Source organism: Pedobacter sp. (genome assembly GCF_035317785.1).
In the GTDB taxonomy this organism is placed as follows: domain Bacteria; phylum Bacteroidota; class Bacteroidia; order Sphingobacteriales; family Sphingobacteriaceae; genus Pedobacter.
Window position 1 is genome coordinate 1 of the sequence record NZ_DATHGC010000332.1, and the last position, 25,817, is coordinate 25,817.

At 44.2% G+C, this 25,817-nt stretch carries 20 protein-coding genes, 1 tRNA gene and 1 other RNA gene; 11 read left to right on the top strand and 11 right to left on the bottom strand.

The window, feature by feature from the left end:
- The 4 genes from VK541_RS20935 to VK541_RS20950 all read left to right on the top strand — a co-directional run.
- Positions 1-646, top strand: a 646-nt coding sequence (locus VK541_RS20935; protein ID WP_324372430.1) for a DNA alkylation repair protein, incomplete at its 5' end; no start/stop codon positions are given.
- A 92-nt stretch (positions 647-738) separates the two neighbouring features.
- Entirely contained in the window at positions 739-1,584 is an 846-nt protein-coding gene (locus tag VK541_RS20940) for a metallophosphoesterase family protein (protein WP_324372431.1), read from the top strand.
- Between the two features lie 16 nt (positions 1,585-1,600).
- The gene (locus tag VK541_RS20945; protein ID WP_324372432.1) at positions 1,601-2,401 is read left to right on the top strand and encodes a hypothetical protein; all 801 of its coding nucleotides are present in this window, start codon (positions 1,601-1,603) and stop codon (positions 2,399-2,401) included.
- A 21-nt stretch (positions 2,402-2,422) separates the two neighbouring features.
- The gene (locus VK541_RS20950; RefSeq protein ID WP_324372433.1) at positions 2,423-4,861 is read left to right on the top strand and encodes a bifunctional YncE family protein/alkaline phosphatase family protein; all 2,439 of its coding nucleotides are present in this window, start codon (positions 2,423-2,425) and stop codon (positions 4,859-4,861) included.
- Here VK541_RS20950 and VK541_RS20955 read toward each other — a convergent pair.
- The 3 genes from VK541_RS20955 to VK541_RS20965 form a co-directional block, all read right to left on the bottom strand.
- Complete coding sequence (locus tag VK541_RS20955) at positions 4,858-5,163, bottom strand: pyrimidine/purine nucleoside phosphorylase (protein WP_324372434.1); 306 nt, start codon at positions 5,161-5,163, stop codon at positions 4,858-4,860. The genes VK541_RS20950 and VK541_RS20955 overlap by 4 nt on opposite strands.
- Before the next feature lie 86 nt (positions 5,164-5,249).
- The gene (locus VK541_RS20960; protein WP_324372435.1) at positions 5,250-5,558 is read right to left on the bottom strand and encodes a hypothetical protein; all 309 of its coding nucleotides are present in this window, start codon (positions 5,556-5,558) and stop codon (positions 5,250-5,252) included.
- A gap of 336 nt (positions 5,559-5,894) precedes the next feature.
- Entirely contained in the window at positions 5,895-6,737 is an 843-nt protein-coding gene (locus VK541_RS20965) for a sigma-70 family RNA polymerase sigma factor (protein WP_324372436.1), read from the bottom strand.
- Positions 6,738-6,819: 82 nt separating this feature from the next.
- Between VK541_RS20965 and VK541_RS20970 the strand changes: the two genes are divergently transcribed.
- Positions 6,820-9,087, top strand: a complete 2,268-nt coding sequence (locus VK541_RS20970; RefSeq protein ID WP_324372437.1) for a GH92 family glycosyl hydrolase — start codon at positions 6,820-6,822, stop codon at positions 9,085-9,087.
- Positions 9,088-9,110: 23 nt separating this feature from the next.
- Here VK541_RS20970 and VK541_RS20975 read toward each other — a convergent pair whose 3' ends face one another.
- Genes VK541_RS20975 through VK541_RS20985 form a run of 3 tightly spaced genes read right to left on the bottom strand, consistent with a single transcriptional unit; the run spans position 9,111 to position 11,987 of the window.
- Complete coding sequence (locus tag VK541_RS20975) at positions 9,111-9,377, bottom strand: hypothetical protein (protein ID WP_324372438.1); 267 nt, start codon at positions 9,375-9,377, stop codon at positions 9,111-9,113.
- A gap of 49 nt (positions 9,378-9,426) precedes the next feature.
- Positions 9,427-11,523, bottom strand: coding sequence for a xanthine dehydrogenase family protein molybdopterin-binding subunit (locus tag VK541_RS20980; RefSeq protein ID WP_324372440.1), 2,097 nt, complete (start codon positions 11,521-11,523; stop codon positions 9,427-9,429).
- Positions 11,520-11,987 carry a (2Fe-2S)-binding protein gene (locus VK541_RS20985; RefSeq protein ID WP_324372441.1) on the bottom strand — a complete coding sequence of 156 codons (468 nt, stop codon included), beginning with the start codon at positions 11,985-11,987 and terminating at the stop codon, positions 11,520-11,522. Before VK541_RS20985 ends, VK541_RS20980 begins: the two co-directional genes overlap by 4 nt.
- Before the next feature lie 229 nt (positions 11,988-12,216).
- Between VK541_RS20985 and VK541_RS20990 the strand changes: the two genes are divergently transcribed.
- Positions 12,217-13,359 carry a serine hydrolase domain-containing protein gene (locus VK541_RS20990; protein WP_324372443.1) on the top strand — a complete coding sequence of 381 codons (1,143 nt, stop codon included), beginning with the start codon at positions 12,217-12,219 and terminating at the stop codon, positions 13,357-13,359.
- Here the strand turns inward: VK541_RS20990 and VK541_RS20995 are convergent.
- Positions 13,356-14,129 (bottom strand): sensor histidine kinase, encoded by a 774-nt coding sequence (locus tag VK541_RS20995; RefSeq protein ID WP_324372445.1) that lies wholly within the window; start codon positions 14,127-14,129, stop codon positions 13,356-13,358. The two genes, VK541_RS20990 and VK541_RS20995, sit on opposite strands and share 4 nt — an antisense overlap.
- A gap of 58 nt (positions 14,130-14,187) precedes the next feature.
- Between VK541_RS20995 and VK541_RS21000 the strand changes: the two genes are divergently transcribed.
- From VK541_RS21000 to VK541_RS21010, 3 genes are read left to right on the top strand one after another with little or no spacing between them, the layout of a single operon-like run.
- Positions 14,188-15,642, top strand: coding sequence for an NAD(P)/FAD-dependent oxidoreductase (locus VK541_RS21000; protein WP_324372446.1), 1,455 nt, complete (start codon positions 14,188-14,190; stop codon positions 15,640-15,642).
- Between the two features lie 36 nt (positions 15,643-15,678).
- Complete coding sequence (locus tag VK541_RS21005) at positions 15,679-17,460, top strand: histidine kinase (protein ID WP_324372448.1); 1,782 nt, start codon at positions 15,679-15,681, stop codon at positions 17,458-17,460.
- 8 nt (positions 17,461-17,468) lie between these two features.
- Positions 17,469-18,224: a response regulator transcription factor gene (locus tag VK541_RS21010; protein WP_324372449.1), complete on the top strand. Its 756-nt coding sequence runs from the start codon at positions 17,469-17,471 to the stop codon at positions 18,222-18,224.
- A 44-nt stretch (positions 18,225-18,268) separates the two neighbouring features.
- Here VK541_RS21010 and VK541_RS21015 read toward each other — a convergent pair.
- Together VK541_RS21015 and VK541_RS21020 are read right to left on the bottom strand one after the other, a co-directional pair.
- A tRNA-Lys gene (locus VK541_RS21015) sits at positions 18,269-18,341 on the bottom strand.
- A gap of 112 nt (positions 18,342-18,453) precedes the next feature.
- Complete coding sequence (locus VK541_RS21020) at positions 18,454-19,284, bottom strand: alpha/beta hydrolase (protein ID WP_324372450.1); 831 nt, start codon at positions 19,282-19,284, stop codon at positions 18,454-18,456.
- A 110-nt stretch (positions 19,285-19,394) separates the two neighbouring features.
- On the opposite strand from VK541_RS21020, the gene VK541_RS21025 reads away from it, so the two are divergent.
- Positions 19,395-19,949, top strand: a complete 555-nt coding sequence (locus VK541_RS21025; protein ID WP_324372451.1) for an HAD-IIIA family hydrolase — start codon at positions 19,395-19,397, stop codon at positions 19,947-19,949.
- 80 nt (positions 19,950-20,029) lie between these two features.
- Here the strand turns inward: VK541_RS21025 and fsa are convergent, their stop codons facing one another.
- Positions 20,030-20,689 (bottom strand): fructose-6-phosphate aldolase, encoded by a 660-nt coding sequence (fsa, locus tag VK541_RS21030; protein ID WP_285056534.1) that lies wholly within the window; start codon positions 20,687-20,689, stop codon positions 20,030-20,032.
- A gap of 138 nt (positions 20,690-20,827) precedes the next feature.
- Positions 20,828-20,927: signal recognition particle sRNA small type (ffs, locus tag VK541_RS21035), an RNA gene on the bottom strand.
- A gap of 376 nt (positions 20,928-21,303) precedes the next feature.
- On the opposite strand from ffs, the gene gltB reads away from it, so the two are divergent.
- On the top strand, positions 21,304-25,815 hold the full coding sequence (gene gltB / locus VK541_RS21040; protein WP_324372452.1) for a glutamate synthase large subunit: 4,512 nt from the start codon (positions 21,304-21,306) through the stop codon (positions 25,813-25,815).
- The last annotated feature ends 2 nt before the right edge of the window (positions 25,816-25,817 follow it).

Below are 25,817 nucleotides of genomic sequence, written 5' to 3' on the forward strand. Positions count from 1 at the left end.
CTACGACCTGATTGGACTTACTGTTCCTATGCAGCGTTCTCTCTTTAAAACAGGTTATAGTTTCAGCAAGCTGCCAGTTTTGGAGCAGCTGAGTATCTGGGACAGCATCTGGAAGAGGGCCACAGATTATGAAATCCTGAGCCAGTGTATTTATTTTATTGAAGGAAACTGGAAGAAAGCGGACGCTGAAAAGGTATGGGAGGTAGTCAAAACATGGGTAGATAAAATTGACAACTGGGCGCATTCTGATGGACTGTCTGTATTTTATGCACATTTAATGGAGCTGATCCCTGAGGTGATTTATAAACAATATCTCGAGTGGAATAAATCTGATAACCCATGGAAGCGGAGGCAGTCTCTGGTCGGGATGCTGCTTTACAGTAAAAGGCGCAAAACACTTTTGCCTGCATCTAAACTGCTGGTCATGGTTGAACCTCTGCTAAAAGATCCGGATTATTTCGTTCAAAAGGGGCTAGGCTGGGCACTCAGGGAAATTGGTAATGTGTATCCTGAAGAAGCAATGGCTTTTTTGACGACACATATTCATGCCATTACACCTACGGCATTTGCAACAGCTACTGAGAAAATTTCCGCTTCCGTAAAACAAATGCTAAAATTTCAAAGAAAAAGGGGACATACTTCGTAAATTTCCTGATATAGAGATTTAACTTAATCATAATATCAGATCATAGACTGGATTCGTACATATGTTGATATTTGTTCTTTAAAAAAAGGCAGATGTCAAACAGAAGATCGTTTATAAAAGGGAGTGTGGCAGGTGTGGTTTTGGCTGGACTTGCTCCATCGGTTTCCGTTATGGCTGTTACGGGTCATGACAATGGGGCAACCTCAGGAAGGAAACCGAAATTACGTTTTGCCATTGCCTCAGACGGGCATTATGGTCAGCCCGGCACGGATTATAAAAAAGATCATGAAAACATAGTACGCTGGCTCAATGAAGCACATGCGAAAAGCCCGCTTAATTTCGTCATCATAAACGGAGATCTGGTCCATGACCGACCTGATTTGCTGGCAGTGGTTAAGAAAGAACACTACGATCATTTAAGAGTTCCTTTTTATGCCATACCCGGCAACCATGATCATGCTGATGCTGCGATCTGGAAATCTGTGTTTGGCTATGAGGACAATTTTTCTTTTGAAAAGAACGATATCGGGTTTGTTCTCGCCAATACTTCGGACACCGCCGGCAAATACCTTTGTCCAAATAATGACTTTTTAAAACAGGAATTGGATAAGTTTAAGGAGTTAAAGGCTGTTTTTGTAGTCCTGCACATTCCCCCTCATTTTTGGGTTCCGGAAAGTCCGTTCGTTGAGTGCCCGGATACCATTAAGCTGCTGCACAGCTATCCGAATGTTAAAGCGGTTTTTCATGGGCATGACCACAGCCTTGATGCCGTATTCTATACTAATAAGCTGCCCCATTTTTTTGACGCTCATATAGGAGGTAACTGGGGAACTTCTTATCGTGGTTACCGGATTGTTGAAGTTGATGATGAAAATAAGATCAGTACTTATCAGGTAAACGCCAGTGCCCATCCATTGCTAAATGAAACTAAGTTTTAAGACCAATCAGTTTAACATGAAAAAAATTCTTTTTATTGCGCTGTTTATCCTGGCAGGCCTTAAGGGCATCGCCCAAAATTCTATTCAGCCTTTTTTATTCACTTTAAATACCCTTACCGGTGACAAATCCTACTGGAATCTTCATTATTCGGGGACTTACGGTGAACGGACGACCGGTCAGTTTGGTTATGATGGCCTCGGGCAGCAGTTTGGCGTTAAAGGTTATTTAGGCAACCGTTTTACCTTATATGCTACTGCAGCAATTGGATTTGAACACGGTGGTGGTGTTACTTCTGCGCAGCAGGCGGAGGTGATCCGTGATCTGGTCGGCGGTAAAGTACCTGAAGGATTTAGAATGGGTGCCGGACTTGGCCTGAGCCGCGACTGGTCTAATGTCAAGTCTGCAATTAGCAGGATCACTTTGTCTTTTGATCAAACAAAATGGCTGGCTACAGGAAACCTGCGCTTTGAAAAAGCTTTCGATAGTAGCCGCGATAAACTTGATTTTATCAGCAGCCTGGGGTTTCAGCACCGTATTTCCAGTGGGTTATTCCTTGGTTTTGAGGTAGTTGGTCAGGATTTGGAAGGTTTTTGGGAAAAGGATGAAGCCGAAGGCGGGGCTAAACTTATGGTTGGCCCTTCAGTAAACCTCTCGCCTTCAACTTCTAAACTGTCTTTTGCAATTTCCGGCGGCCCGGTGTTTTACGCGACCAGAAGCAATGCGATTCCATCAGAAGCGATCCGTGAAATAGGTACCCTGGCTTCCGGGAATGGCTACTCCATCCGGGCACTGATTAATTTTAATTTGCATAAATAACTATTTTCCAGATAGCATAAAATGAAAAAATCATCTCTTATATTGTTCCTGCTTGCTGCTTTCTTCAGCTCAGTTTCTGCGCAGTGGCCCGGCAAACAGGAAAAAAGCAGCCAGATCTTATTGCCCAATGGCTGGAAGCTAAGTCCTGCAGGTCATTCTGTTCAACTGGGTGATCTTCCTTTAAATATGCAGCTGAGTTCATCAGGAAGATTTCTTGCAGTTACCAATAATGGACAGAGCACTCAATCCGTACAGCTGATCGATCCGAAGACTGAAAGGATCCTGGATGAAAGGGTGCTGAGCAAATCCTGGTATGGTCTCGCCTTCAGCGGGGACGAGAAGCACTTGTATGTCTCTGGTGGCAATGACAACTGGATACTGGATTTCCGGCTAAAAGACAACAAGCTGGGTGTAAGTGATACGATAAAACTAGGTCCGGTCTGGCCAAAAGGAAAGATCAGCCCGGCAGGCATGGTAGTTAATAAGGCCGGCAGCAGGTTATATACCGTCACCAAGGAAGACAGTACACTTTATGTCATCAATCCCTCGGAAAAAACGATCCTTAAAAAAGTGCAGCTTCCCGCTATTGCATACAGTTGTGTGCTTTCTGCTGATGAAAGCAAGCTTTATGTCTCTTTATGGGGTGGGAAAGGTATTGCTGTGGTGAGCCTCGCAGAAGAAAAAATTGCACAGCTCATCCCGGTAGGAGACCATCCCAATGAGCTGCTGCTGAATAAGAAAGGAAACTATCTCTTTGTAGCCAATGCGAGTGACAATACTGTTTCGCTGATCAATACCATTTCCGGGAAGGTAATAGAAACCATAGCAACCACGCTGTATGCTACACAGCTGACGGGCTCTACAACAAACGGACTGGCACTGAGTGCAAACGAAAAAACCTTATATATTGCCAATGCTGATAACAATTGCCTGGCTGTTTTCGATGTGAGCAAACCGGGCAGCAGTTTGAGCCAGGGTTTTATCCCGGTAGGCTGGTACCCGACGAGTGTAAAAACACTTGGTAATAAAGTGCTTGTCACCAATGGGAAAGGAAATACCTCTTTGCCGAATCCGCAGGGTCCGCAACCGGTTTCCAAAGTGGACGACAGTGGGTACCATATGGGCAGCACCGCTAACAATAGACTACAGTATATCGCGGGCCTGTTCAAAGGAAGCCTGTCGTTCCTTGAAGCACCCAGGCCGGAGCAACTGAAGGTCTACACCACGCAGGTTTATGCCAATACTCCTTTTACAGATAAAAGAACCGAGCAGGCCGATGGCGAAAAAGGAAATCCTATTCCCCGCCGCATGGGAGAGAAATCGCCGATCAGGCATGTTTTTTATATCATCAAAGAGAACCGCACTTATGACCAGGTGCTGAGTGACATCCCGAAAGGTAACGGAGATTCTTCTTTATGTCTGTTTGGAAGAAAAATTACTCCAAATCAGCATGCACTTGCTGAAAAGTATGTCTTGCTGGATAATTTTTATGTGGATGCTGAGGTCAGTGCTGACGGACACAACTGGAGTATGGCTGCCTATGCCACTGATGTGGTGGAAAAGACCTGGCCAACTAGCTATGGTGCAAGGGGCGGGTCAACCAGTTTCGAAGGCGGAAGACCGGTAACTTATCCGAAAGGCGGTTTTATCTGGGATTATTGCCAGCGTGCCGGTATTACCTATCGCAGTTACGGAGAGTTTGGTGCTTATGCAAAAGCAAATATCAGCGCCCTTCAGGGTCATATGTGCCCGAATTCTCCCGGATTTGATATGGACATCACAGATCAGGTGCGCGCAGATGCCTGGGAACATGATTTTGATTCCCTGCTGAAAGCAGGAGCGGTTCCCCAATTCAGTACCCTGAGGATCTCAAATGACCATACCAGCGGACAGAAAAAAGGAAAAGTTTCTCCACAGGCTGCGGTTGCAGACAATGATCTGGCTGTTGGTCGCATCATTGAACATTTATCGCACAGTCCGATATGGAAGGAGTCGGTGGTTTTCATCCCGGAGGATGATGCCCAGAACGGTCCTGATCATGTAGATGCACACCGTTCGCCTGCTTATGTGATAGGCCCTTACGTTAAACGAAATGCGGCTATACACACGATGTATTCGACTTCTGGCTTTTTAAGGACAATGGAGCTGATTCTTGGTCTGCCGCCAATGAGCCAGTACGATGCTGCAGCTATGCCTTTATTTGAGTGCTTTACCAGTGAGCCTGATTTGACACCTTATACTGTGATTAAGCCCCTGATCAATTTGGATACCAGAAACGTAGCCAATAATGAGAGCAGCAGACGGTCAGAACTTTTTAATTTTGCAAAAGAAGATGCTGCGCCGGATCTGGACCTGAATGAAGTAGTCTGGAAATCTGTAAAGGGCGAGCATTCTGTTATGCCCGCGCCTAAACGCAGTGCCTTTGTGATTTTGGAAAAGAAAAAGAAGGACGACGACTAGCCGTAGTAACAGATGTAAGATGCATCCGCATCACAGCTCACTTCAAAGCTTGATCCTGCTGCTACGTCAAATTCTTCACCTGCTTGATAGCTGGTAAAGCTGCCATCAATTTGTTTTATTTTTAGAATACCAGATATAATGACCATCCTTTCGGGAGAAGAGGCAGAAAAAGTATAGGTTCCGGGTTTCATGACTCCGATTGTTGCTTTGCCGCTTTCTGTATGGAGACCAAGGCTTTGTACTTTGCCGTCGAAATAAATATTGTGCGGGATGTTGTGGTTTTGTTCTGCTGAATTGCTCATGGTCTGATAGGTGCCTGGTTAATTGGGTTATACGATGATCTTAATATTTGCGCCAAATTTAAGAGTTGAGAGTGATAATCCATCATTTAATTAAAATTGTGTGAAGAGGCTACACTGTGTAATTCCTCGATGTTATGCGCCTTTAATAGTCCGCTGGCATCTCTTTGTCGCTGGAATTCAACAAACAATGGGGTGCTCAGCACTTGCTCCTGAATTTTTTTATTGGCATAACTTGAAATATGAACAAACGTAGTTTCGTCATCAAGTGTGTACACATCGTACTTAAAATCCTTGCTGTTCATCGCCTGGAAATCCGCGATAAATGCTGCGATATTTTCTTTGTTCCTGGCTGCGAATTCTTTTTTTACTCCGTATGTTACTTTTACTGTTGTCATTTTTTTTCTGATTTATAGGTTTGTGAATATTTATGATGCTGATGCGAGAAGCTCCTCAAATTCCAATAAGAAATTGGCATTTGTAATTTGAAGTTGTTCGTTTTCGTTAACTGTCTGCTTGTAGAAGTTATTTAACCGGAAAGTTCTTCAGGTCAATAAGTTTAACTGTTTCCGCCCGGGTCATACCAGCAAAGTACCCCTACCAGCTTTTGATTGATAGAGTTGCTGCTGTTGCTTTCTGAAAAGAAAAGAAGCTTGTTTGTGTTGCTTGTTTTCATAGCTGTTGTTTTAAAATTTATCGTAAGACAAACAGCTCGGCTAAAACGTGACCGGTTTTTAAATTTTATCGAAGTTTTTTAGTTTTTCGGGATCGACGATGGAGTAGATGCCTGTAATGAGGTCCGTTTCTTCGTCGAATTCAAACACCTGGCAATTGATTAAGACTCCGTTCTCATAAAACAGTAATGCGGGCTGGTGGTTAACTGTCGTTATTCTTATATCGGTTTCGGTCTGATACGTAGTATATACGTAGGTCATCAGCTGGATCACATCTTTAATGCCGCTTTCAAACGCAGAAACAATGCTCAACGCTCCTCCATCGACCATTACGGCGATATCTTTTACGAGCAGAGTCTCCAGATGTTTTATATCGCCGTTTTTAATCGCACTGATATAGTTTTCAAGGGCTGCTGTATTGATGAACGACCGGTTTGTTTTTCCTTTTTTTAGTTCTCTCAGTTTTGTTTTTGCACGACTAAGCAGTTTTCTGGAGCTTTCAACAGAGATCTGCAGTATATCACCAATTTCATCGTGCGCATAATCAAATGCTTCCTTGAGAATAAAAACTGCTCTTTCTTTTGCATTAACTGAATCCAGTAATACCAGTAAAGAATAGGAAATGACCTCATTCCGTGAAATGTTGCTATCGGCACTTTCTGTAGAAAGGGGTTCCGGCAGTGATATTTTAGAGGATGCGGTTCTTCTGTTTCTTTTTTTGAGATTAATGGATTGGTTAATTACACTCTTTATTAAATAGTTGATAGGATTTTCAACGTCAGGCTTGCCAGCTGAATAATATTTTGTGATTACATCCTGAACTGCGTCTTTTGCGTCGTCATAAGTGCCGAGAATATTATAGGCATAAGGGAATAATTTTTTTTGATAGTCTTTTATCTCCATATTCAGGATTTTGTACCCGAAAGATAACGCATAATTGTAAAAGCTTATATTAGTTTTTTATTTGAATACCGAACACAACCAAATGAAACCTAAGTTCCTGTCATTTTTATGTTTATTACTGCCATCAGTGGTCTTTGCCCAGAAAACTGACCTTGTAAACTATGTCAACACCCTTCAGGGAACGGATTCCCACTGGGGCCTTTCTTATGGCAATACCTACCCAACGGTTGGACTCCCGTTTGCAGAACATTTTTATTCCCCGCAAACAGGTAAAAATGGAGATGGATGGAAGTATCAGTATGCTGCGAAGACCATACGGGGTTTCCAGCAGGTACACCAGTGCAGCCCCTGGATGGGCGACTATGCTGTATTTTCACTGATGCCCGGAACAGGTAAACTGACGGTAAATGAAAATGACCGCGCGCTTGCCTTCAAGCACGCCGGCGAAGTGGCCAAACCTCATTATTATAAAGTTGGTTTTGATAATGGGATTGTAGCCGAAGTATCACCGGCTGAGCGTGGCGCGCACATGCGTTTCTCTTATCCTTCAGGTCAGGATGCGTACCTGGTCCTGGACGGCTATACCAAGGCCAGTGAAGTCAAGATTGATCCGAAAGCCCGAACAATCAGTGGCTGGGTGCACAACGGAACCTTTATTCCTAAAGATTTCAAGAACTACTTTGTGATGGTATTTGATCAGCCTTTTGAAGCCTTTGGCACCTGGGAGAACAGAAAAAACACTACGAATGCAGGACAGCTTAGTGCGACTGGTGACGGTGCAGGTGCTTATCTGAAGTTCAAAAAAGGTGCTAAAGTGCTTGTCAAGCTGGCCAGCTCTTACATTAGTCCTGAACAGGCTCAATTGAATCTCGACCGCGAACTGGGAAAATTCAAAACGATTGAACAGACCAAAAAAACGGCCGCAGATACCTGGAATAAACAACTGGGCCGAGTACTGGTTGAAGGCGGCACAGAGGCCGAAAAAGCTACCTTTTATTCTTGTCTGTTCCGGGCAAATCTGTTCTCGAGGAAATTTTATGAGCTGAACAGCGAAAACAAGCCGTATTATTATTCGCCGTACGACAGCAAGATCCACGACGGGTACATGTATACAGACAATGGTTTTTGGGATACCTTCAGGGCACAGTTTCCGCTCAACAATATTTTGCATCCCGAAATGCAGGGCCGGTATATGCAGTCGCTGCTGGATGCACAGGAGCAATGCGGATGGTTCCCAACCTGGTCAAACCCCGGTATGTCGGGCGTAATGATCGGTAACCACGCCATCAGTTTACTGGCAGATGCCTGGGCCAAAGGGGTGAGGACCTTCGATCCCGTTAAGGCACTCGAGGCCTATTATCACGAAAGTACCAATCACGGACCTGCAGGCGGATCGAGCGGCAGGGAGGGCTGGAAGGATTATTTCACTAAAGGATTTATTCCACTGAGTAAGGAAGTGCATGAGAGTACAGCAAAGACTCTGGAGTTTGCCTATGATGATTTTTGCGCGTATAGCCTGGCGAAGTCCATCGGCAATAAATATTACATGGATGTTTATGCAAAACAGATGTTCAATTATGTGAATGTATTTGATCCGGCTGTTGGCTTTATGCGGGGCCGTTTGGCTTCAGGAGAATGGGTTCCTGATTTTGACCCGATTGAATGGGGAGGTGCTTTTGTAGAAGGCAATTCCTGGCAGTACAGCTGGTCTGTTTTTCATGATGTAAACGGGCTGATCGCTTTGATGGGCGGGGAAGACAAGTTTGTGGCCAAGCTGGATACTTTTTTTACTACGAACTCTAAGTTTAAGGTAGGTTCTTATAAACAGGAGATCCATGAGATGACCGAAATGGTGATTGCCAACATGGGACAGTATGCGCATGGTAACCAGCCTGTTCAGCATGCAGCTTATTTATACAGTTATGCAGGTGAGCCCTGGAAAACCCAGCAAAGGGTAAGGATCATTATGGACAAGCTTTATAATGCCACGGAAAAGGGCTATCCGGGCGATGAAGATCAGGGACAAATGTCGTCCTGGTATGTGATCAGTGCAATGGGGCTATACAGTGTTTGTCCTGGTACAGACCAATATGTGATCGGCAGTCCGGTATTCAGAAAAACAACGATCACGCTCGAAAATGGAAAACAGTTTGTGATCAATGCCGAAAACAATAGTAAGGAGAACGTGTACATCCAGTCGGCCACCCTCAACGGCAAGCCTTATGACCTGAACTGGATCAAACACGCCGATATTGCGAATGGTGGGGTACTGAGCTTTAAAATGGGGAATACGCCGAATAATCAATGGGGAATTGGTAAAGACGACCGGCCATTTTCGGTTTCCCGTTAATTGTAAGAAATGTTTGATGAGATCTACATTCCATCAGCAGGCGATTGTTTTTTTTGGTTTTCCAGGTATGTATTTAAAAGGCTTAGCAGATAAAGATCAGGTTTCGGCATAGTAACGACCGTGCCGGGTAATTTATCCTGCGATTGTTTAAGATAGTTTGCTTTAATCTTGCCCCAGTCTTTTGAGTATAACTGGATAAATGTGTCAATAAACTCTTTGTTGGTGTAATCTTTTGGAAGTCTACCTAATACAACCTGGATCTTTTCTTCTTTTTTATGCAATACTGCCATGAGGATTTTTAATATGCCTCAAAGCTACAAACAAATTTGAGTATATCTCCTATGCTTCAAATGGCATTTTCCTGAAGCGCTTGCCGGTCGCTGCGAATAAGGCATTGGCCAGTGCCGCGGCTATCGGTGGCAGGGCGGGTTCGCCGAGACCTGTAGGCGGATCTTGGGACGGAACAAATTTTACCACAATATCCAGAGGCGCCTCTTTCATTCTCAAAAAACGGTAGCTGCCAAAATTGGTCTCTAAAACGGCACCTTTGTCAAAGGTAAGTTTGGTCAGCATTGCATGTCCGATGCCATCGACGACGGCTCCTTGTATCTGGTTTTCTGCACCGCTGAGGTTCACCACTTTGCCGCAATTTACGGCGCAGTAAACTTTCTGGACTCTTGGCTTGCCGTTAGTAATTTTAAGTTCAACTACTTCTGCTACATAGGTGTTGAATGAAAACCAGGAAGAAAACCCAAGGAATGTGCCAGGAGAAGGTTTTTTACCCCAGTTGCTCATTGCTGCAACCAGTTCGATCACACTTTTGAATTTGTCCGGATCATAGTTTATTTTTCCAACAGGCTGCTGTTTTGCTTTTTCCAGTAATTCCAGGCGAAATGCAACCGGGTCCTTTTTAAGTTCATGGCATACTTCATCCATAAAACTTTCGGCAGCAAAACCGAGTACATTGTGACCAGGCGCACGCCAGTAACCCATAGGTATATTTGTGGTCAGCCCCTGACTTTCGGCCCGAAAATTCTGGAGCGCCCCTGCCGGATAGGTGTCGCTATTGTTGCCGCGGTTCAGCCAGACAGAAGACTGGTGCCAGGCCAGAAGATTTCCATTTTCAAAACTTGCGCGGTACCGGAAAGCTGCACTTGGACGATAGAAGTCATTTTGCATGTCATCCTCCCGTGTCCACTGGACCTGTACGGGACATTTTGCAGCTGCCGAAATGAGTGCCGCTTCAACGCCATTGTCGGGCATCAATTTTCTTCCAAATCCTCCTCCCTGGCGCGGAAGTCCGATTGATATGTTTTCTGGTGCTATATTCAGTTCTTTGGCAACCTGACTCCGAAGCGATCCGGGGACCTGGGTGGGCCCGAACAATTCTGCTTTGCCATTGCGAACGTCAGCAAAGAAATTCAGCGGCTCCATTTGTGCATGAGACACCACCGGTGTATGGTAGGTAACATCTAATATCTGGTGTGATGCCGTCATGTTAGCTTCGACATCACCGTCGTTTCTTGAAATATCGGGTGCTTTTTTGCCGAGAAGCTCCAGAAATGCTGCATCATGATCCGCTGTACTTTCCAGTTTGCCTGCATCTTCCCACTCCAGTGAAAGCGCATCGCGTCCTTTTTTGGCCGCCCAGGTTGAAGTGGCCAGTACTGCAACTGAATTTTTTATTTGCAGTACTTGCTTTATCCCTGCCAGTTTCCTGGTTTCCGTATCGTCAAATGATTTGAGTTTTTTACCATAAGCGGGAGAACGTGCTACTACTGCGAAAAGCATACCTTCGCGCCGGGTATCGATACCGAATAAGGGTTTTCCGGTAATGATTTTTTTTACATCAATGTCTTTAACCCTCGTCCCAATAATCTTAAAGTCTTTAGGGTCTTTAAGCTTGACGTCTGAAGGGACAGGCAGTGTAGCGGCTTTTGATGCCAGCGATCCATAAGATAATTTTCTGCCACTGGGTTTGTGTATTACTGATCCGCTTTCTGCATAGCATTCTTCCGCCGGTACATTTAAAGTTTGAGCCGCGGCGGTTACCAGTATGGTTTTTGCCGTGGCGCCCACTTTTCGCAATGGTTCGAACCTGCCGCGGACAGAGCCGCTGCCTCCCGCAACCTGGTTGCCGTACTTCGCATCGAGTGCTGCGATTTCTACGTTTATTTTTTGCCAGTCAACGCAGAGTTCTTCTGCAATGATCATGGGCAGTGATGTTTTTACGCCCTGACCTATCTCCGGGTTTGGGGCCATCAGCGTGATGGTGCCATCCGGGGTTATCTTTATATAAGCATTGGGGATGAATTCACCTTCTGTAGGTGCTGAATCTGTTTTGTCGACCATGGAAAAGCCGACCAGCATGCCGCCGCCCGCAATAGCAGTTACCCTGAGAAAATTTCGTCTTGAAATGGCAGAAATGGTGCTCATTTTGCAGTTCCTCCTTTCCCGGCAGCAGCATGAATGGCCTTGCGCATGCGGACATGTGTTCCGCAGCGGCAGATATTGGTCATCGCCGCATCTATATCGGTGTCAGTGGGTTTTGGATTCCGCTTTAATAATGCCGCCGCTACCATGATCTGTCCTGACTGACAGTAACCGCACTGTGCAACGTCCATCTCCTCCCATGCCCGCTGCACCGGATGGTCGCCATTAATACTCAAGCCTTCTATGGTCACAATTTTATTCTTACCGACAGCCGAGACCGGGTACAGGCAGGAACGGACAGCTTTTCCGTTGATGTGGACTGTGCAGGCACCGCATTGTGCCACACCACATCCATACTTTGTTCCAACCAGGTTAAGGTGGTCCCGAAGGATCCATAACAGTGGTGTATCTGCATCCGCTTCGGCAGACATTTCTTTGTTGTTTACGGAAAGCTTATATGTTGTCATCTTCAAGTTATTTGGTGCTTCCTGATCTTATCAGGTGCATGTAATCGGCAGGTGGAATATAAGTAAATCCTGAGATTTTTACAAAAATGAATTAAGGGACTTCATGTGCTTTAATCCAAAACGTGCAGCCGTTAACTGAAACCCCTGTTTGATAAAGTGGCATAAACGAGGGATGCTGATAAATCTACTTTTGTTTTCATCATTCACTAATGTTTAAAAAAATAAAACAATGAAAACAACAACAACAAAATTTATTCTATTTGCCGGATTAGCATTGGCAATGGGGTCGGCCATCACATCGTGTAAAAAAGGTCTCCCGATCAAATCCAATGACAAAGTTTTTAAAGTAGAACTGTTCAAACAGGGCCTTAAACAACAGCTGTCTGCTGCCAGGGGGTATCAGTTTATCATCAACAAGAATGGCCAGTGGGCTGACAGTGCTGTGGCTGGTATTGGTGGGTTTAACAGGTCCAATGTGACTTTCCCTGCATCCGTAAATTCTGAAGTAAACATAGCCAGTGTGACCAAACACTTTACCGCTGTCGCTGTACTTAAATTGCTGCCGCTAAGAAAACTTAACATCGAAAGCAAGATAGGTCAATGGTTGCCGGCCAGCTGGCCAAAGAACAGTACGGTTGCTAACCTGAAGTTTAAGGAGCTGCTTACGCATACCTCAGGAATACGTGCGTCAGGTACTGGCTGGGGAACGCTGAAAAATGTCGTAGCGACCATTCCTCCGGGAACAAAGGATGGAACTTATGCCAATGCGAATTTTGCGCTGTTCAGGGCTATGATTCCAAAGCTGGTCAACAGCAGCTTGTTTAATTCGAAAGAAGCTGAACTTTCAGACGCGGAATTTGATATCTGGATGGGCGAGGAGTATGTGAAGCAGATGAATCTCCTTGTTTTTAAACCTGCTGGTGTAACCTCGGTTTGTATGCCTACACCCGGAAGAACAACCAATATGATGTTAAACGAAGCTCCTGCGCCCCTTGAAGGGGAATCTTTAGGGGACTGGACACAAACCAGTGGTGCTGGTGGTTTCTACCTGACTACTGTTCAGATGGCGCGCATGATGGCTTATCTGGTTCACTCTGATGCGGTGATCAATATTGACTTCAGGGACATTATGGATTCTGAGCGGATAGGTTACAACAGGGTATTTGCGGTGTCAGATGGCATAGCTCTGGGTCACGGCGGCTTGCTGTATGCCGGGGGTGGCAAGAAGACGCCTGGTTTGCGTACGCTGATTATGAAGTTTCCAAATAAAGTGGAGTTGGCACTGGCGATAAACTCGACAGATGAAGGGGCTAAAAGAGACATCAATACCATTGTTAAGACGGCATATAACAATGCCTGGGTTAACGATTAACTGATATTCAGATCGTCTGAAACTAACGCCATCTTTATCTCAACGGAGGTTCCTGTCGCTAATCCATTTTTATCTGTAAGGTCATGAATGGTGAGGGGCAGGGATTGTCCATGTGTCCTGTTGAATAGTTCTATTCTCTTGCAGGTAATGGACATTCCCATTGAGCGTTTGGCAGTGGATGTTTCTGCGGGGGGTTGATCGGATTTTTTCCGTCCCACTCCATCGTCAGTTACAGAACAGGATAGGATATGGGGTTCTGGCGTGGTAATGTGGATTTTGATGTTCCCCTTGTGTTGCTTTGGAAGGACGCCATGCAGGATTGCATTTTCGAGAAAGGGCTGAATAAAGAAGGGCAGGACCTGAATGCTTTCGGTTGGCAATTGTTCTTCAACTGATATTTTAATGTCAATATCGGACCCAAAGCGAAGCTGTTCCAGTTTGATGTAATTTGTTACGGCATCGAGTTCCTGGGCCAGGGTTATTTTAGACTGGTCAGAGTATTCGAGGGTCTTACGCATCAGCCGGGATAGGCAGGTGATGTAGTTGGAAGCAGTTTCCTTGTCCAGCTTGTGGATAAATGAGTTGATGTTGTTCAGGCAGTTGTTGAGAAAATGAGGGTTCATTTGAGCGCGCCAGGCAATGTCTTTCAGATCTGCGATCTGTTGTTCGTAGTACTGGATCTGCTGCCTGTTTTTGATCCTGAAGTACAGGAAACAAATGAATATGGTGATCAGGATGGTGATAATCGTGGCGATGATTGAGGGAATCATTGAGGAGATGAAAATTTTTAATTGTTTGATTTAATGCAATATAGATAAATTTACATATATGAAACACATAGGAATTATTGGTGCCGGTATAAGCGGTCTGGTTACTGCTAAAACTTTCCTCCAGAAAGGTTATCTGGTGACGATTTTGGAGAAGTCTGATCAGGTTGGAGGCGTGTGGGACAAGAAAAGGTCTTATGCGGGGGTTACTACGCAGACAACGAGGGATGAGTACGCGTTTTCTGATTTTCCAATGCCGGCCGATTATCCGATGTGGCCATCGGGACCGCAGGTTCAGGAATACCTTGAAAATTACGCCAGGCACTTTGGGTTGCTGCCTTACAATATCCGTTTTGGGGCTGCTGTTAAAAGAATGAACTATGATGGTTTTCTTTGGCAGGTAAAGCTGGACAATGGCGAGATGCTTTCTTTTTCTTACATTGTGGTCTGTACGGGCACTTTTCATGAGCCATATATGCCTGAATTGCCCGGAATGCAGTCTTTTAAAGATGCCGGAGGCATTGTTTTACATTCTTCTGAAGTGGCTTCGGAAGATCAGCTCCGCGATAAGGATGTGACAGTAGTGGGTTTTGCCAAATCTGCAACGGATATCGCTACTATGGCTTCGGATGTGAGTAAAAGCTGCTCGCTGATATACCGCCGTGCTCAGTGGAAGATTCCAAGATATTTTGGTAATCTCATCAACATGAAATATTTGCTCTTCTCCCGCTTTTCTGAAGCTTTCTTTGATGCCCACAAGAAAACAGGGTTCCAGAAGGTTTTGCATTCGGTAGGTAAACCGATGGTATGGCTGCAGTGGCGGGGGCTGGAATTGCTGCTGAGTAAGCAGTTTAAACTTAAGCAGTGTGGCATGCTGCCGACGAACAGAATTGAGGACCAGATCAGCTGTAGCCTTGGGGTAGAGCCGGTTGGCTTTTTTGAGCGGGTGGCCAGTAAAAAGATCAAAGCTTTTTGTACGGAGATCGAGCGTTTTGAGGGGCGTGATGTCGTGCTGAAAAACGGGGAGTCTATCAGGCCTGATCTGGTCGTATTTGGAACTGGTTTCAGACAGCGGTTGCCTTTTCTCAGTTTGCAGTATCAGCAGAGGATCACGAATTCAAAAGGAATGTTTTCTCTTTACAGGAATATTTTGCATCCTGATTTGCCGCAAATGGGATTTGTCGGATTTAATTCAAGTTTGTTTACCACGATTACCTCTGAGGTGGCCGCGAGCTGGCTTGCAGCGACAGTGGCGGATGATCTTATACTTCCGCCTGCAGAGGAGATGTTTGCAGAGATGGCCCGTATGGAAAAATGGAGAAATGACGAGCGGCCGATTGCTTCCGAGTTTAGTGGTCTTTGTGTTGCTCCGTTCAATTTCCAGCATTTGGACGAACTAATGAGAGATATGGGGCTTCGTACAAGGGCATCAAAGAACAGCGTGCGCGAGTTTTTTAAACCGATTGATCCGAAGGACTATAAAAAAATGCTGTCTGGGAGACCCAAAGTATTTTAACCCCTTTTTCCTATCTTAGCTGATATAACCACGCGAATGATACGTTTTAAACTGTGTGTCTTTTTTCTTGTCCTTTCATTTACCTTTTGTATGCCTGAGGCTTCTGCTCAATCGACGGATAGCTGGCAGCAGGTCCGGCAGAACAAAGGGGGTACGATCACTGCTTTATGGTACGACATCGATCCGTTTATTTTTAAGGACAAAGATGGCAATCTGCAGGGAGTGGAGTATGAGCTGATGGAATCTTTTGTAAAGTGGATAAAAGAGAAATATGGGTACGAGGTTTCGCTGGAATGGAAGAATGCGAGCAGTTTTGAAAATATTTATGCGGAAGTAAAGCAGGCGAAGGTTAGCGGATTGTTTGGCTGGTCCTTTTTTTCTATTACACCGGCGCGGCAGACGGAGATACGTTTTACGCCGCCGTACATGCCGGATATGAACGTGCTGGTCACTAATGACGCCATGCCGCTGTATAATGATAAAACGCGTTTTCTGGACACAATTTCTTCTTTGGAGGGCTATACCATGCGCCATACTGCAATGGAGGAGGACTTAGGGATTCTTACTAAGGGCATAGAGATTCCGATATTCAGGCAATATGATGATTATGAGATCTTAAGAAGGATCTCTGAGGATAAAAATGCTTTTGGGTATGTGCCGCTTACTGTTTATGTGGTGAGTTTGCAGAAAGGAATTAAGGTAAAGAGACAGCATTTGTTTGCGACAGAACGTGAAGGACTTTCTGGAATATTTCCGCACAATAGCGACTGGCAACCGGTGGTGGATGAATTTTTTCATGGTTTTGAGTGTAAGCGGATCGCATCGAGGTTATTGTCTAAATACCTGGGTGCTGAGATCGGCAAAATAATCATGGAAGACCCGGGGACGAGTCCGGATGATCAGCGATCGGCTGAGCTGGAATTGCTGATGAAAGAGCGTGAAATCGTCTCTCAGCGACTGGTCAATACATTGCTGACGGCTGAACAGGATAAGATGCTGCGTAACATCAGTATTTTGGTGGTTGTTATCGTGATCATCATCGCAGCGCTGGTGTATAACCGGTATCGCATCAAGACGGAGCTGAGTAAATTATTACTGCAGCGGAATGCGCTGATCAGAAAACAGAACAGGGATATTGAACTGATCAACAGAAAACTGCACATGCGTGTCTTGCAGGCGCAGATTAATCCTCATTTTGTATTTAATTCACTGAATGATCTTCAGTATTTTATTAATAAGGGCGATACAAGTGTTTCTCTTTCTTATGTTTCACGGTTTTCCAGGTTCATGCGTGAACTTTTGTCTCAGGCAAATGATCCGGAGATCAGTTTGATGCAGGAGGAAAAGTTTTTGAGGCTCTACCTGGATCTTGAAAAGATGCGGTTTACGGGCAAGTTTGATTATGTGATCGAAACTGATCAGGGTTTGCCTTCTGGTTTATCTGGTATACCGCCACTGATTCTTTATCATTTTGCAGAGAATGCTTTGTATCATGGTATTCTGAATAATGATAAGGCGGGGGAAATCAGGATAACATTCAGTTATGAAAATCCGCATCTGGTATGTGTGATTGAGGACAATGGATGCGGAAGGGCAAAGGCAAAGGCGCTGAATGATAAGCGGGCACTGAATGAAAGTACTCCTTATAAAAAGCTGCTTGATGAAAGGATCGGTGTTTTAAATGAGGAGACGCCGGGACGGATAACTGTAAATGTGGAGGACTTGATGGCGCAGGATGATGATCCTGAGGGCACCAGGGTAGTTGTACGCTTCCTGGTAAGTTCCAGTATGCAGAATTCGGCGGTGTTTGAATATTAAATAATGATATGCAAAAAGCAATTATAATCGAAGACGAGGTCCGAAGCAGAGAATTACTGCAGGATCTGATTGAAACCAACTGTGAGGGGGTACAGATCGTTGCCGTTGCGGGTAATGTTGAGGAAGCTGTGAAGGTAATCAGGGATCATCAGCCAGATCTTCTATTTCTGGATATTGAACTGCAGACGGGAACTGGCTTTGAGGTTCTCCAGCAATTGTCCGGCCTGAGCCCGGCGGTAATATTTACCACAGCTTATGACCATTATGCGATCAAAGCCATTAAGTTTAGTGCAGTAGATTACCTGCTTAAACCGATTGATGTAGAAGAACTTAAAGAAGCGGTGACTAAAGTGTTGAGCCGGGGTAAAGAGACGCAGCAGCACCTGCTCACTTCGTTGATCCACAATCTGGGGCATTTGCAAAATAACAACAATCCTATTCTTACCTTGTCACTTGCCAACGAACTCGAATTCATCCCCGTCCAGGAAATAATAAGGATTGAAGCCGCCGGGGCTTATTCGGTTTTCTACCTGGCCGACGATCGCAAGATCATGGTGAGCAAGAACCTGAAAGAGTATGAGCTTTTGTTGACAGGACACAGTTTTATGCGTGTACACAATTCACACATTATCAATCTGACTAAAATAAAGCGAATGCTCAAAACAGATGGAGGATATGCAGTGATGAGTGATGATTTTCCTGTGATTATTTCTCCGAAAAAGAAAGATGAGTTTGTTCGGATAATGACGAATAGAAATTTGTAGTTAACAAAAAAAGCGCAAGATCGGTGCGCTTTTTTTGTTAATCGTGATCCCTCTGGGATTCGAACCCAGGACCACTACATTAAAAGTGTAATGCTCTACCAGCTGAGCTAAGGAATCAAAGTTCTTTTGAACTTTACTTTAAGCATTTCCGTTTAAAGTGGTGCAAATATAGGAGTACAATATATATTCTGCAAATTATATAGGTACAATTTATATAGTGTACTGATTGCTAGCTTATAAAATTAAGCAAAAGTTGGTTTAGCTCATCTTTATGGGTGATAAACAGGCCGTGAGGTGCTCCTTCGAACCTGTAATATGCCGCATTTGGCAGTAAAGAAGATGTGATCTCGCTTGTGGCTTTAATAGGAACTGTTTTGTCATCATCGCCGTGAATGATCATTACAGGAATCGTTATGGTGCTTAAATCAGTTCTGAAATCAGTTTCCGAAAAAGAGCGGACACAATCTGCAGTTGCCTTTGGACTTGCGATCACGGCCAGCTTATGCATCCAATTCTGGATTTCCTGACTAACAGGCTTATTTAATACCCCTTCACTGAAGAACTGTTTTCCAAATTCCGTTAGAAAAGCTGGTCTGTCCCTGTGGATGTTTGCAATGATCTCGTCAAACATTTCACGAGGTACGCCTTCCTTATGATCTCCTGTTTTTAAAAGTAAAGGCACGACACTGCTCACCAATACTGCTTTTGAAATTCTGGAAGAACCGTACTTGCCTAAATAGCGAACTACCTCGCCACCGCCCATCGAAAACCCCACAAGAGTTACATCGTCCAGTTCAAGTGTGGTGATTACCTGGTGCAGATCAGCAGTCAGTGTGTCATAGTCGTAACCGTTCCATGGTCTGTCCGATTGCCCGAAACCACGCCTGTCGTACGCTATACAGCGATAACCCGCATTTACTAATGCAGTTACCTGGTATTCCCACATTTCGTGCGACACGGGCCAGCCGTGGATTAAAACCACAGGTTTTCCTGTTCCAAGATCTTCAAAGAAGATGTTTACTGAGCTGCTATTAGAAGGATCTTTTTTAATATAAGGCATGAGGTAAATTTTTAAATGTCTAATTAATTTAATAACAGGACTGATGTCTGTTTGTTTAAGAATTAAACAACCATTAGCTATGATAATTTTATTATTCAGATATTTGGTCGATGAATAAAGCTATTTTCTTAGATCGTGATGGTGTACTGAACCATGAAATATACGATTACATAACCAGGGTAGAAGATTTTAAGATACTGGAATACCAGATTCCACCGCTGAAAAAACTGTACGATGAGGGATATTTATTAATCGTGATTACGAATCAGGGTGGTATTGCTTTGAACAGGTATACAGAACAGGAGCTTGGTGTGATGCACCAGATGCTGAGAAATGCTTTCGTCAACAAATCTGCTGATATAGCTGCTTTTTATTACTGCCCGCATCATCCAACGGTTTCAGGAGAATGTAAGTGCAGAAAGCCTTTGTCGGGGATGCTGCTGGATGCTATAGATATGTTTGATGTAGATCCGTCATTGTCCGTAATGATAGGAGATAAACCCAGAGATGTAGACGCTGCCAACGGGGCAGGAGTGAGGGGAATAGAAATTTTGCCGGATGAGCAGATCGATTATGAGCTGGTGAAGCAGGTGCTTGCCGGAACTGAATTTAAAACGCTTTCTGCAGGAATAAAAAAATTGGTATCTGAGCCAAAGGAAAACTAGAAAAAGAAAATAATTTTAAATAAAAAACCCCGGTGCATTATGCACCGGGGTTTTCTTTGAAGTGGCAATCAAATATAATCTTACAAGCCGGCGGCTTTTTTGTGATCAGCTAAGAATGTAGCCAGTCCGCTGTCAGTTAAAGGATGTTTCAATAATGCGGTAATTGCGGACAACGGAGCAGTAATTACATCAGCGCCCAATTTGGCACATGCAACAATGTGTAATGGTCCACGAATTGATGCAGCCAATATTTGAGTAGGATAACCGTAGTTGTCAAATATTAATCTGATGTCTTCAATCAATTGTAATCCGTCTGTAGAAATATCATCCAAACGGCCTAAGAAAGGGGATACATAAGATGCGCCTGCTTTTGCAGCCAATAAAGCCTGTCCTGGTGAAAATATTAAAGTACAGTTGGTCCTGATGCCTTTTGAGGTCAGGTATTTGATGGCTTTTACACCGTCTTTGATCATAGGGATTTTGACAACGATCTTTGGATTAAGGGCCGCCAGCGCTTCACCTTCCCTAATCATTTCATCAAAAGTTGTAGAGATGACTTCCGCACTTACGTTGTCGTCTACAATAGCACAAATTGCTTTGTAGTGTGCAATAACATTAGCATCGCCGGTAATTCCTTCTTTAGCCATCAGGCTTGGATTGGTGGTTACACCATCCAGTACGCCCAGGTCCTGTGCTTCTTTTATCTGGTCAAGATTCGCTGTGTCAATGAAAAATTTCATGTTGTTTTATTATTTGCAATTGGTTAATGAGTATGCTATCAATATAATAGCGGGACTAAATTAGGGATTTAAGATTGATTCTCTTAAGAAAATCTCGAATATGTCACAGAAGAGAGAATCCCACCATGAAAAGAAAAAAAAGGGCAAGCACCTCTTATCGCATCGCTACAACCTTCTACCCTTGCTTCGTTCCCGACCTGGGGGAGTTCAAAAGGAGCTGATCGTAAAAGACTTGCCCGGCACAAATGTAGCAAAAGACATCAATCTGCAAAGAGGAAAATCTTATTTTTTTTCAGTTTTTGAGCATTACAGCCATAATCTGCTGACCTTAAATAGATTGAATGGTGAAAAAAAATATTATATTTATAATTTCAGAAAGCAATTTAATGGACAAAAAAAAGTGTGTTTCTTATACAAATTTATTCTAAATAGTGTGATTATGAATATTGTAAATGAAATCGTTGTATATTGTTAATATGATAAATATGTAATCAACATTTTGCAAACTACTGCATATTTTTCAAAAAATATACCAATATTATAAATCCTTGATTTTTATTCGTATCTTAGTGTCATAAATACACTATAACCAAAACTAATATTTAAACGGACTTATGGAACAATCACAAGATAACCAAGGGTTATATGACCAGCGTTTTGAGCACGATGCCTGTGGTATCGGATTTGTTGCCCATATTAAGGGAAGAAAGTCGCAACAGATCATCTCAGACGCTATAACCATTCTTGAAAATCTTGATCACCGCGGGGCTTGCGGAGCTGAAATCAATACAGGTGACGGCGCAGGTATTATGATTCAAATACCTCACGAATTCCTTTATGATGAGTGCCTTAAAATTGGATTCAGTTTAAATGAATCCGGTGATTACGGCGTTGGGATGCTTTTCCTACCCAAAGATGTGAAGGCAAGAGAAGAATGCAGGGAAATCATCTATCGTGCTGCTGAAAAATTAAACCTTGAAGTATTGGGCTTCAGAAGGGTGCTGACCAATACTGAAGGTGTTGGAAATATGGCGCTTTCTGTTGAACCTGAAATGGAGCAGGTGTTCATTGCGCGTCCTCATGCTGTCGCAGAGGGGGCAGATTTTGAACGTAAGCTTTATGTATTCAAAAATTACCTCTTAAAAACCATCAATAATACAGTAAAAGGTATTAATGGAGAGTTTTATATTGCTTCTTTTTCATCAAGGACAATTGTTTACAAAGGACAGTTGACCTCATTGCAGGTAAGAACATATTTTACTGAATTGAGTGATAAGCGTGTAGTATCAGCATTTGGTTTGATCCACTCGCGTTTTGCCACTAATACTTTTCCTTCTTGGAAACTGGCGCAGCCATTCAGGTATATTGCGCATAATGGCGAGATCAATACGCTGCAGGGTAACCTCAACTGGTTCAGGGCGAGTGTGAAGTCTTTTGCTTCATCTTATTTTACGCCGCAGGAATTAGATATTTTACTGCCTGTGATTGATGAGTCCAACTCCGATTCAGGCTGCCTGGATAATGTTGTTGAACTGTTGCTTCATTCTGGTCGTTCGTTGCCGCATGTGCTGATGATGCTGATTCCTGAAGCCTGGGACGGCAATGATGATATGGATGAACTAAAACAGGCATTCTATAAATTCCACGCTACTTTGATGGAGCCATGGGATGGTCCTGCTGCGGTTTCATTTACCGATGGAAATATCATTGGTGCGACACTAGACAGAAACGGGCTTCGTCCGCAGAGATATGCCATTACCGAAGATGATATAGTGATTATGGCTTCTGAAGCAGGTGCGCTGGCACTTGATCAGAGCAAGATCATTGAAAAAGGCCGTCTTACCCCGGGAAAAATGTTTGTAGTAGACATGGAGCAGGGCCGGATCATCAGTGATGTCGAAATTAAACAACAAGTATGTGGCAGCAAACCATATGGCGACTGGATCAATAAATATCAGATCAGACTTGAAGAGCTCCCTGAACCAAGAGTGGTGTTTAGCGGACTTTCCCAGGAGTCTATCTTCAGGTACCAGCAGGTATTTGGTTACAGTCGTGAGGATGTTGATCTGCTGTTAAAGCCGATGGCTCAGGACGGTAAAGAAGCTATTGGTTCTATGGGTACCGATATTCCTTTAGCTGTTTTGTCTCAAAAACCGCAACACTTGTCTTCCTATTTTAAACAACTGTTTGCCCAGGTAACGAACCCGCCAATTGACCCGATCAGAGAAAAAGTGGTAATGAGTCTTGCCGGATTTATGGGTAACAATGGAAATATACTGGAAGAAAATGCTATGCAATGTCATTGTGTAGGCATTAAACATCCGGTACTGACCAATGTGGAGCTTGAAAAACTAAGGAGTATTGATACCGGCGTTTTCCAATCTAAAACACTGCAAACTTACTTCAGGGCAGACGGTAATTCCGGTTCGCTGGCCAAAGGCCTGGACAGACTTTGCCGCTATGCAGTTGATGCTGTTGAGGACGGTTTCCAGGTCATTATACTTTCGGACAGAGCACTGGATTCAGAGCATGCCGCCATTCCTTCTTTGCTGGCTGTTTCAGCTGTTCATCATCACCTCATCCGCAAGGGCCACAGGGGTGCTGTTGGTATTGTAGTTGAGGCTGGCGATGTATGGGAAGTACATCATTTTGCGACCTTAATCGGTTTCGGAGCTACTGCGGTAAATCCTTACCTGGCTTTGGAAACCATTGTTGGCTTCCAGAAGGAACTGAACATGACTTCCGAGAAGCTGATCAGTAACTATATATATGCAATAAACAACGGATTGCTGAAGATCTTCTCTAAAATGGGAATTTCTACGCTGCAATCTTATCATGGCGCCCAGATCTTTGAGATCCTTGGTATCAATAAAAGTGTTGTGGATAATTACTTCACCGGGGCTGTATCGAGAATCGGTGGCTTGGGGCTTGATGAAATTGCCAAAGAAACCCTGATTAAACACAACAGGATCTTTAAACAGGCCAACAGACCTGATGCGATTTTGCCTACAGGAGGTAATTATAAATGGAAACGTAAAGGTGAGCAGCACTTGTTCAATCCTCAGACCATCCACTTATTGCAAAATGCAACCCGTAAAAATGACTACAATACTTATAAGCAATATTCTAAACTGATCAATGAGCAGACCAATCAGGCTTATACGATCAGGGGTTTATTTGAATTTAAATATAACCGTCCGGCTGTTCCGCTTAATGAAGTAGAACCGGTAGAAGGTATCTTAAAAAGATTCGCAACCGGGGCGATGTCATTTGGTTCGATCTCTCATGAGGCGCACTCGACCCTGGCTATTGCAATGAACCGTATCGGTGGCAAAAGCAATACCGGAGAGGGTGGTGAAGATGAATTGAGATATGAACCGCTGCCAAACGGTGATTCTATGCGTTCTTCGATCAAGCAGATCGCTTCTGCCCGTTTTGGGGTAACCAGTTATTACCTGACCAATGCAGACGAACTGCAGATCAAAATGGCACAGGGTGCTAAACCAGGAGAAGGTGGTCAGCTGCCTGGCCATAAGGTAGATGACTGGATTGCCAAAGTTCGTCACGCTACACCGGGTGTAGGATTGATCTCTCCGCCGCCTCACCACGATATTTACTCGATCGAGGATTTGGCGCAGCTGATCTTTGACTTGAAGAATGCCAACAGAGCTGCAAGGATCAATGTAAAACTGGTTTCTAAAGCTGGTGTGGGTACCATTGCTGCAGGTGTTGCAAAAGCACATGCCGATGTGATCCTGGTTTCAGGATTTGACGGGGGTACAGGTGCTTCTCCGCTTACATCTATCCAGCATGCTGGCCTTCCTTGGGAACTTGGACTGGCTGAGGCGCACCAGACTTTGGTGAAGAACAGACTGAGAAGCCGTGTGGTACTGCAAACAGACGGGCAGTTAAAAACAGGTAAAGACATCGCGATTGCAACTTTATTAGGTGCTGAAGAATGGGGTGTGGCGACTGCTGCGCTGGTTACTGCCGGCTGTATCATGATGCGTAAATGTCACCTGAATACTTGTCCGGTTGGTGTGGCTACACAAGACCCTAACCTGAGGAAACTATTTACAGGAGAGGCTGATCACGTAGTGAACCTTTTCCATTTCTTAGCAGAAGAACTGAGAGAAACGATGGCTGAACTTGGTTTCAGAACTATTCAGGAAATGGTTGGCCAGGCTGATGCATTGAGCGTACGTGCCGTGGATCCTGCTGACTGGAAGCAAAAAGACCTTGATTTCTCTAAAATATTGCATAAAGCCGAAGACAATGGCTTGAGTTTATATCAAACTGAAGAGCAGGATCATGGATTGTCTGAGATACTGGATCACGATCTGATCAAAGCAGCACAGCCCGCGCTGGCTTCTAAAGAACCTGTATACAGCGAGTTTGCAGTTAAAAATACGAACCGTGCTATCGGTACCATGCTTTCAAACGAGGTTTCTAAAATTTACAAAGGCCAGGGATTACCCCAGGATACGATCAACTTCAAATTTAATGGTTCAGCAGGACAGAGTTTTGGCGCATTTGCTACAAAAGGTATTTCTCTGCAGCTGGAAGGTGAAGCTAATGACTATGTGGGTAAAGGTTTGTCCGGAGCGCGCCTTTCTATTTATCCTTTTGGCAATGTAAAATATGTGCCTGAGCAAAACATCATCATTGGTAATGTCGCGCTTTACGGTGCAACGGCGGGTGAGTTGTATGTAAGGGGACAGGCAGGTGAGCGCTTTGCGGTACGCAACTCTGGTGCCACTGCGGTGGTAGAAGGACTTGGAGATCATGGCTGTGAATACATGACCGGCGGTGAAGTGCTGGTGATCGGTGATACAGGAAGCAATTTCGCCGCGGGTATGAGCGGTGGTGTAGCCTGGATCTATGATGTCAAGGGAGAGTTTGCAGGCAAATGCAATAAAGAGATGGTAGACCTGGATCCGCTGGATGAGCAGGACGAACTGCGCATCAATCATTTGCTGAAAATGCACGTGAAGTTAACAGAAAGCAGCATCGCTAAATTTTTAATCAGCGACTGGGCCACTCAATCGCCTCATTTCATCAAAGTATTCCCTAAAGAATACAAAGCAGTACTAATGAATAAAAGTAACAAACAGACAATATCATAACC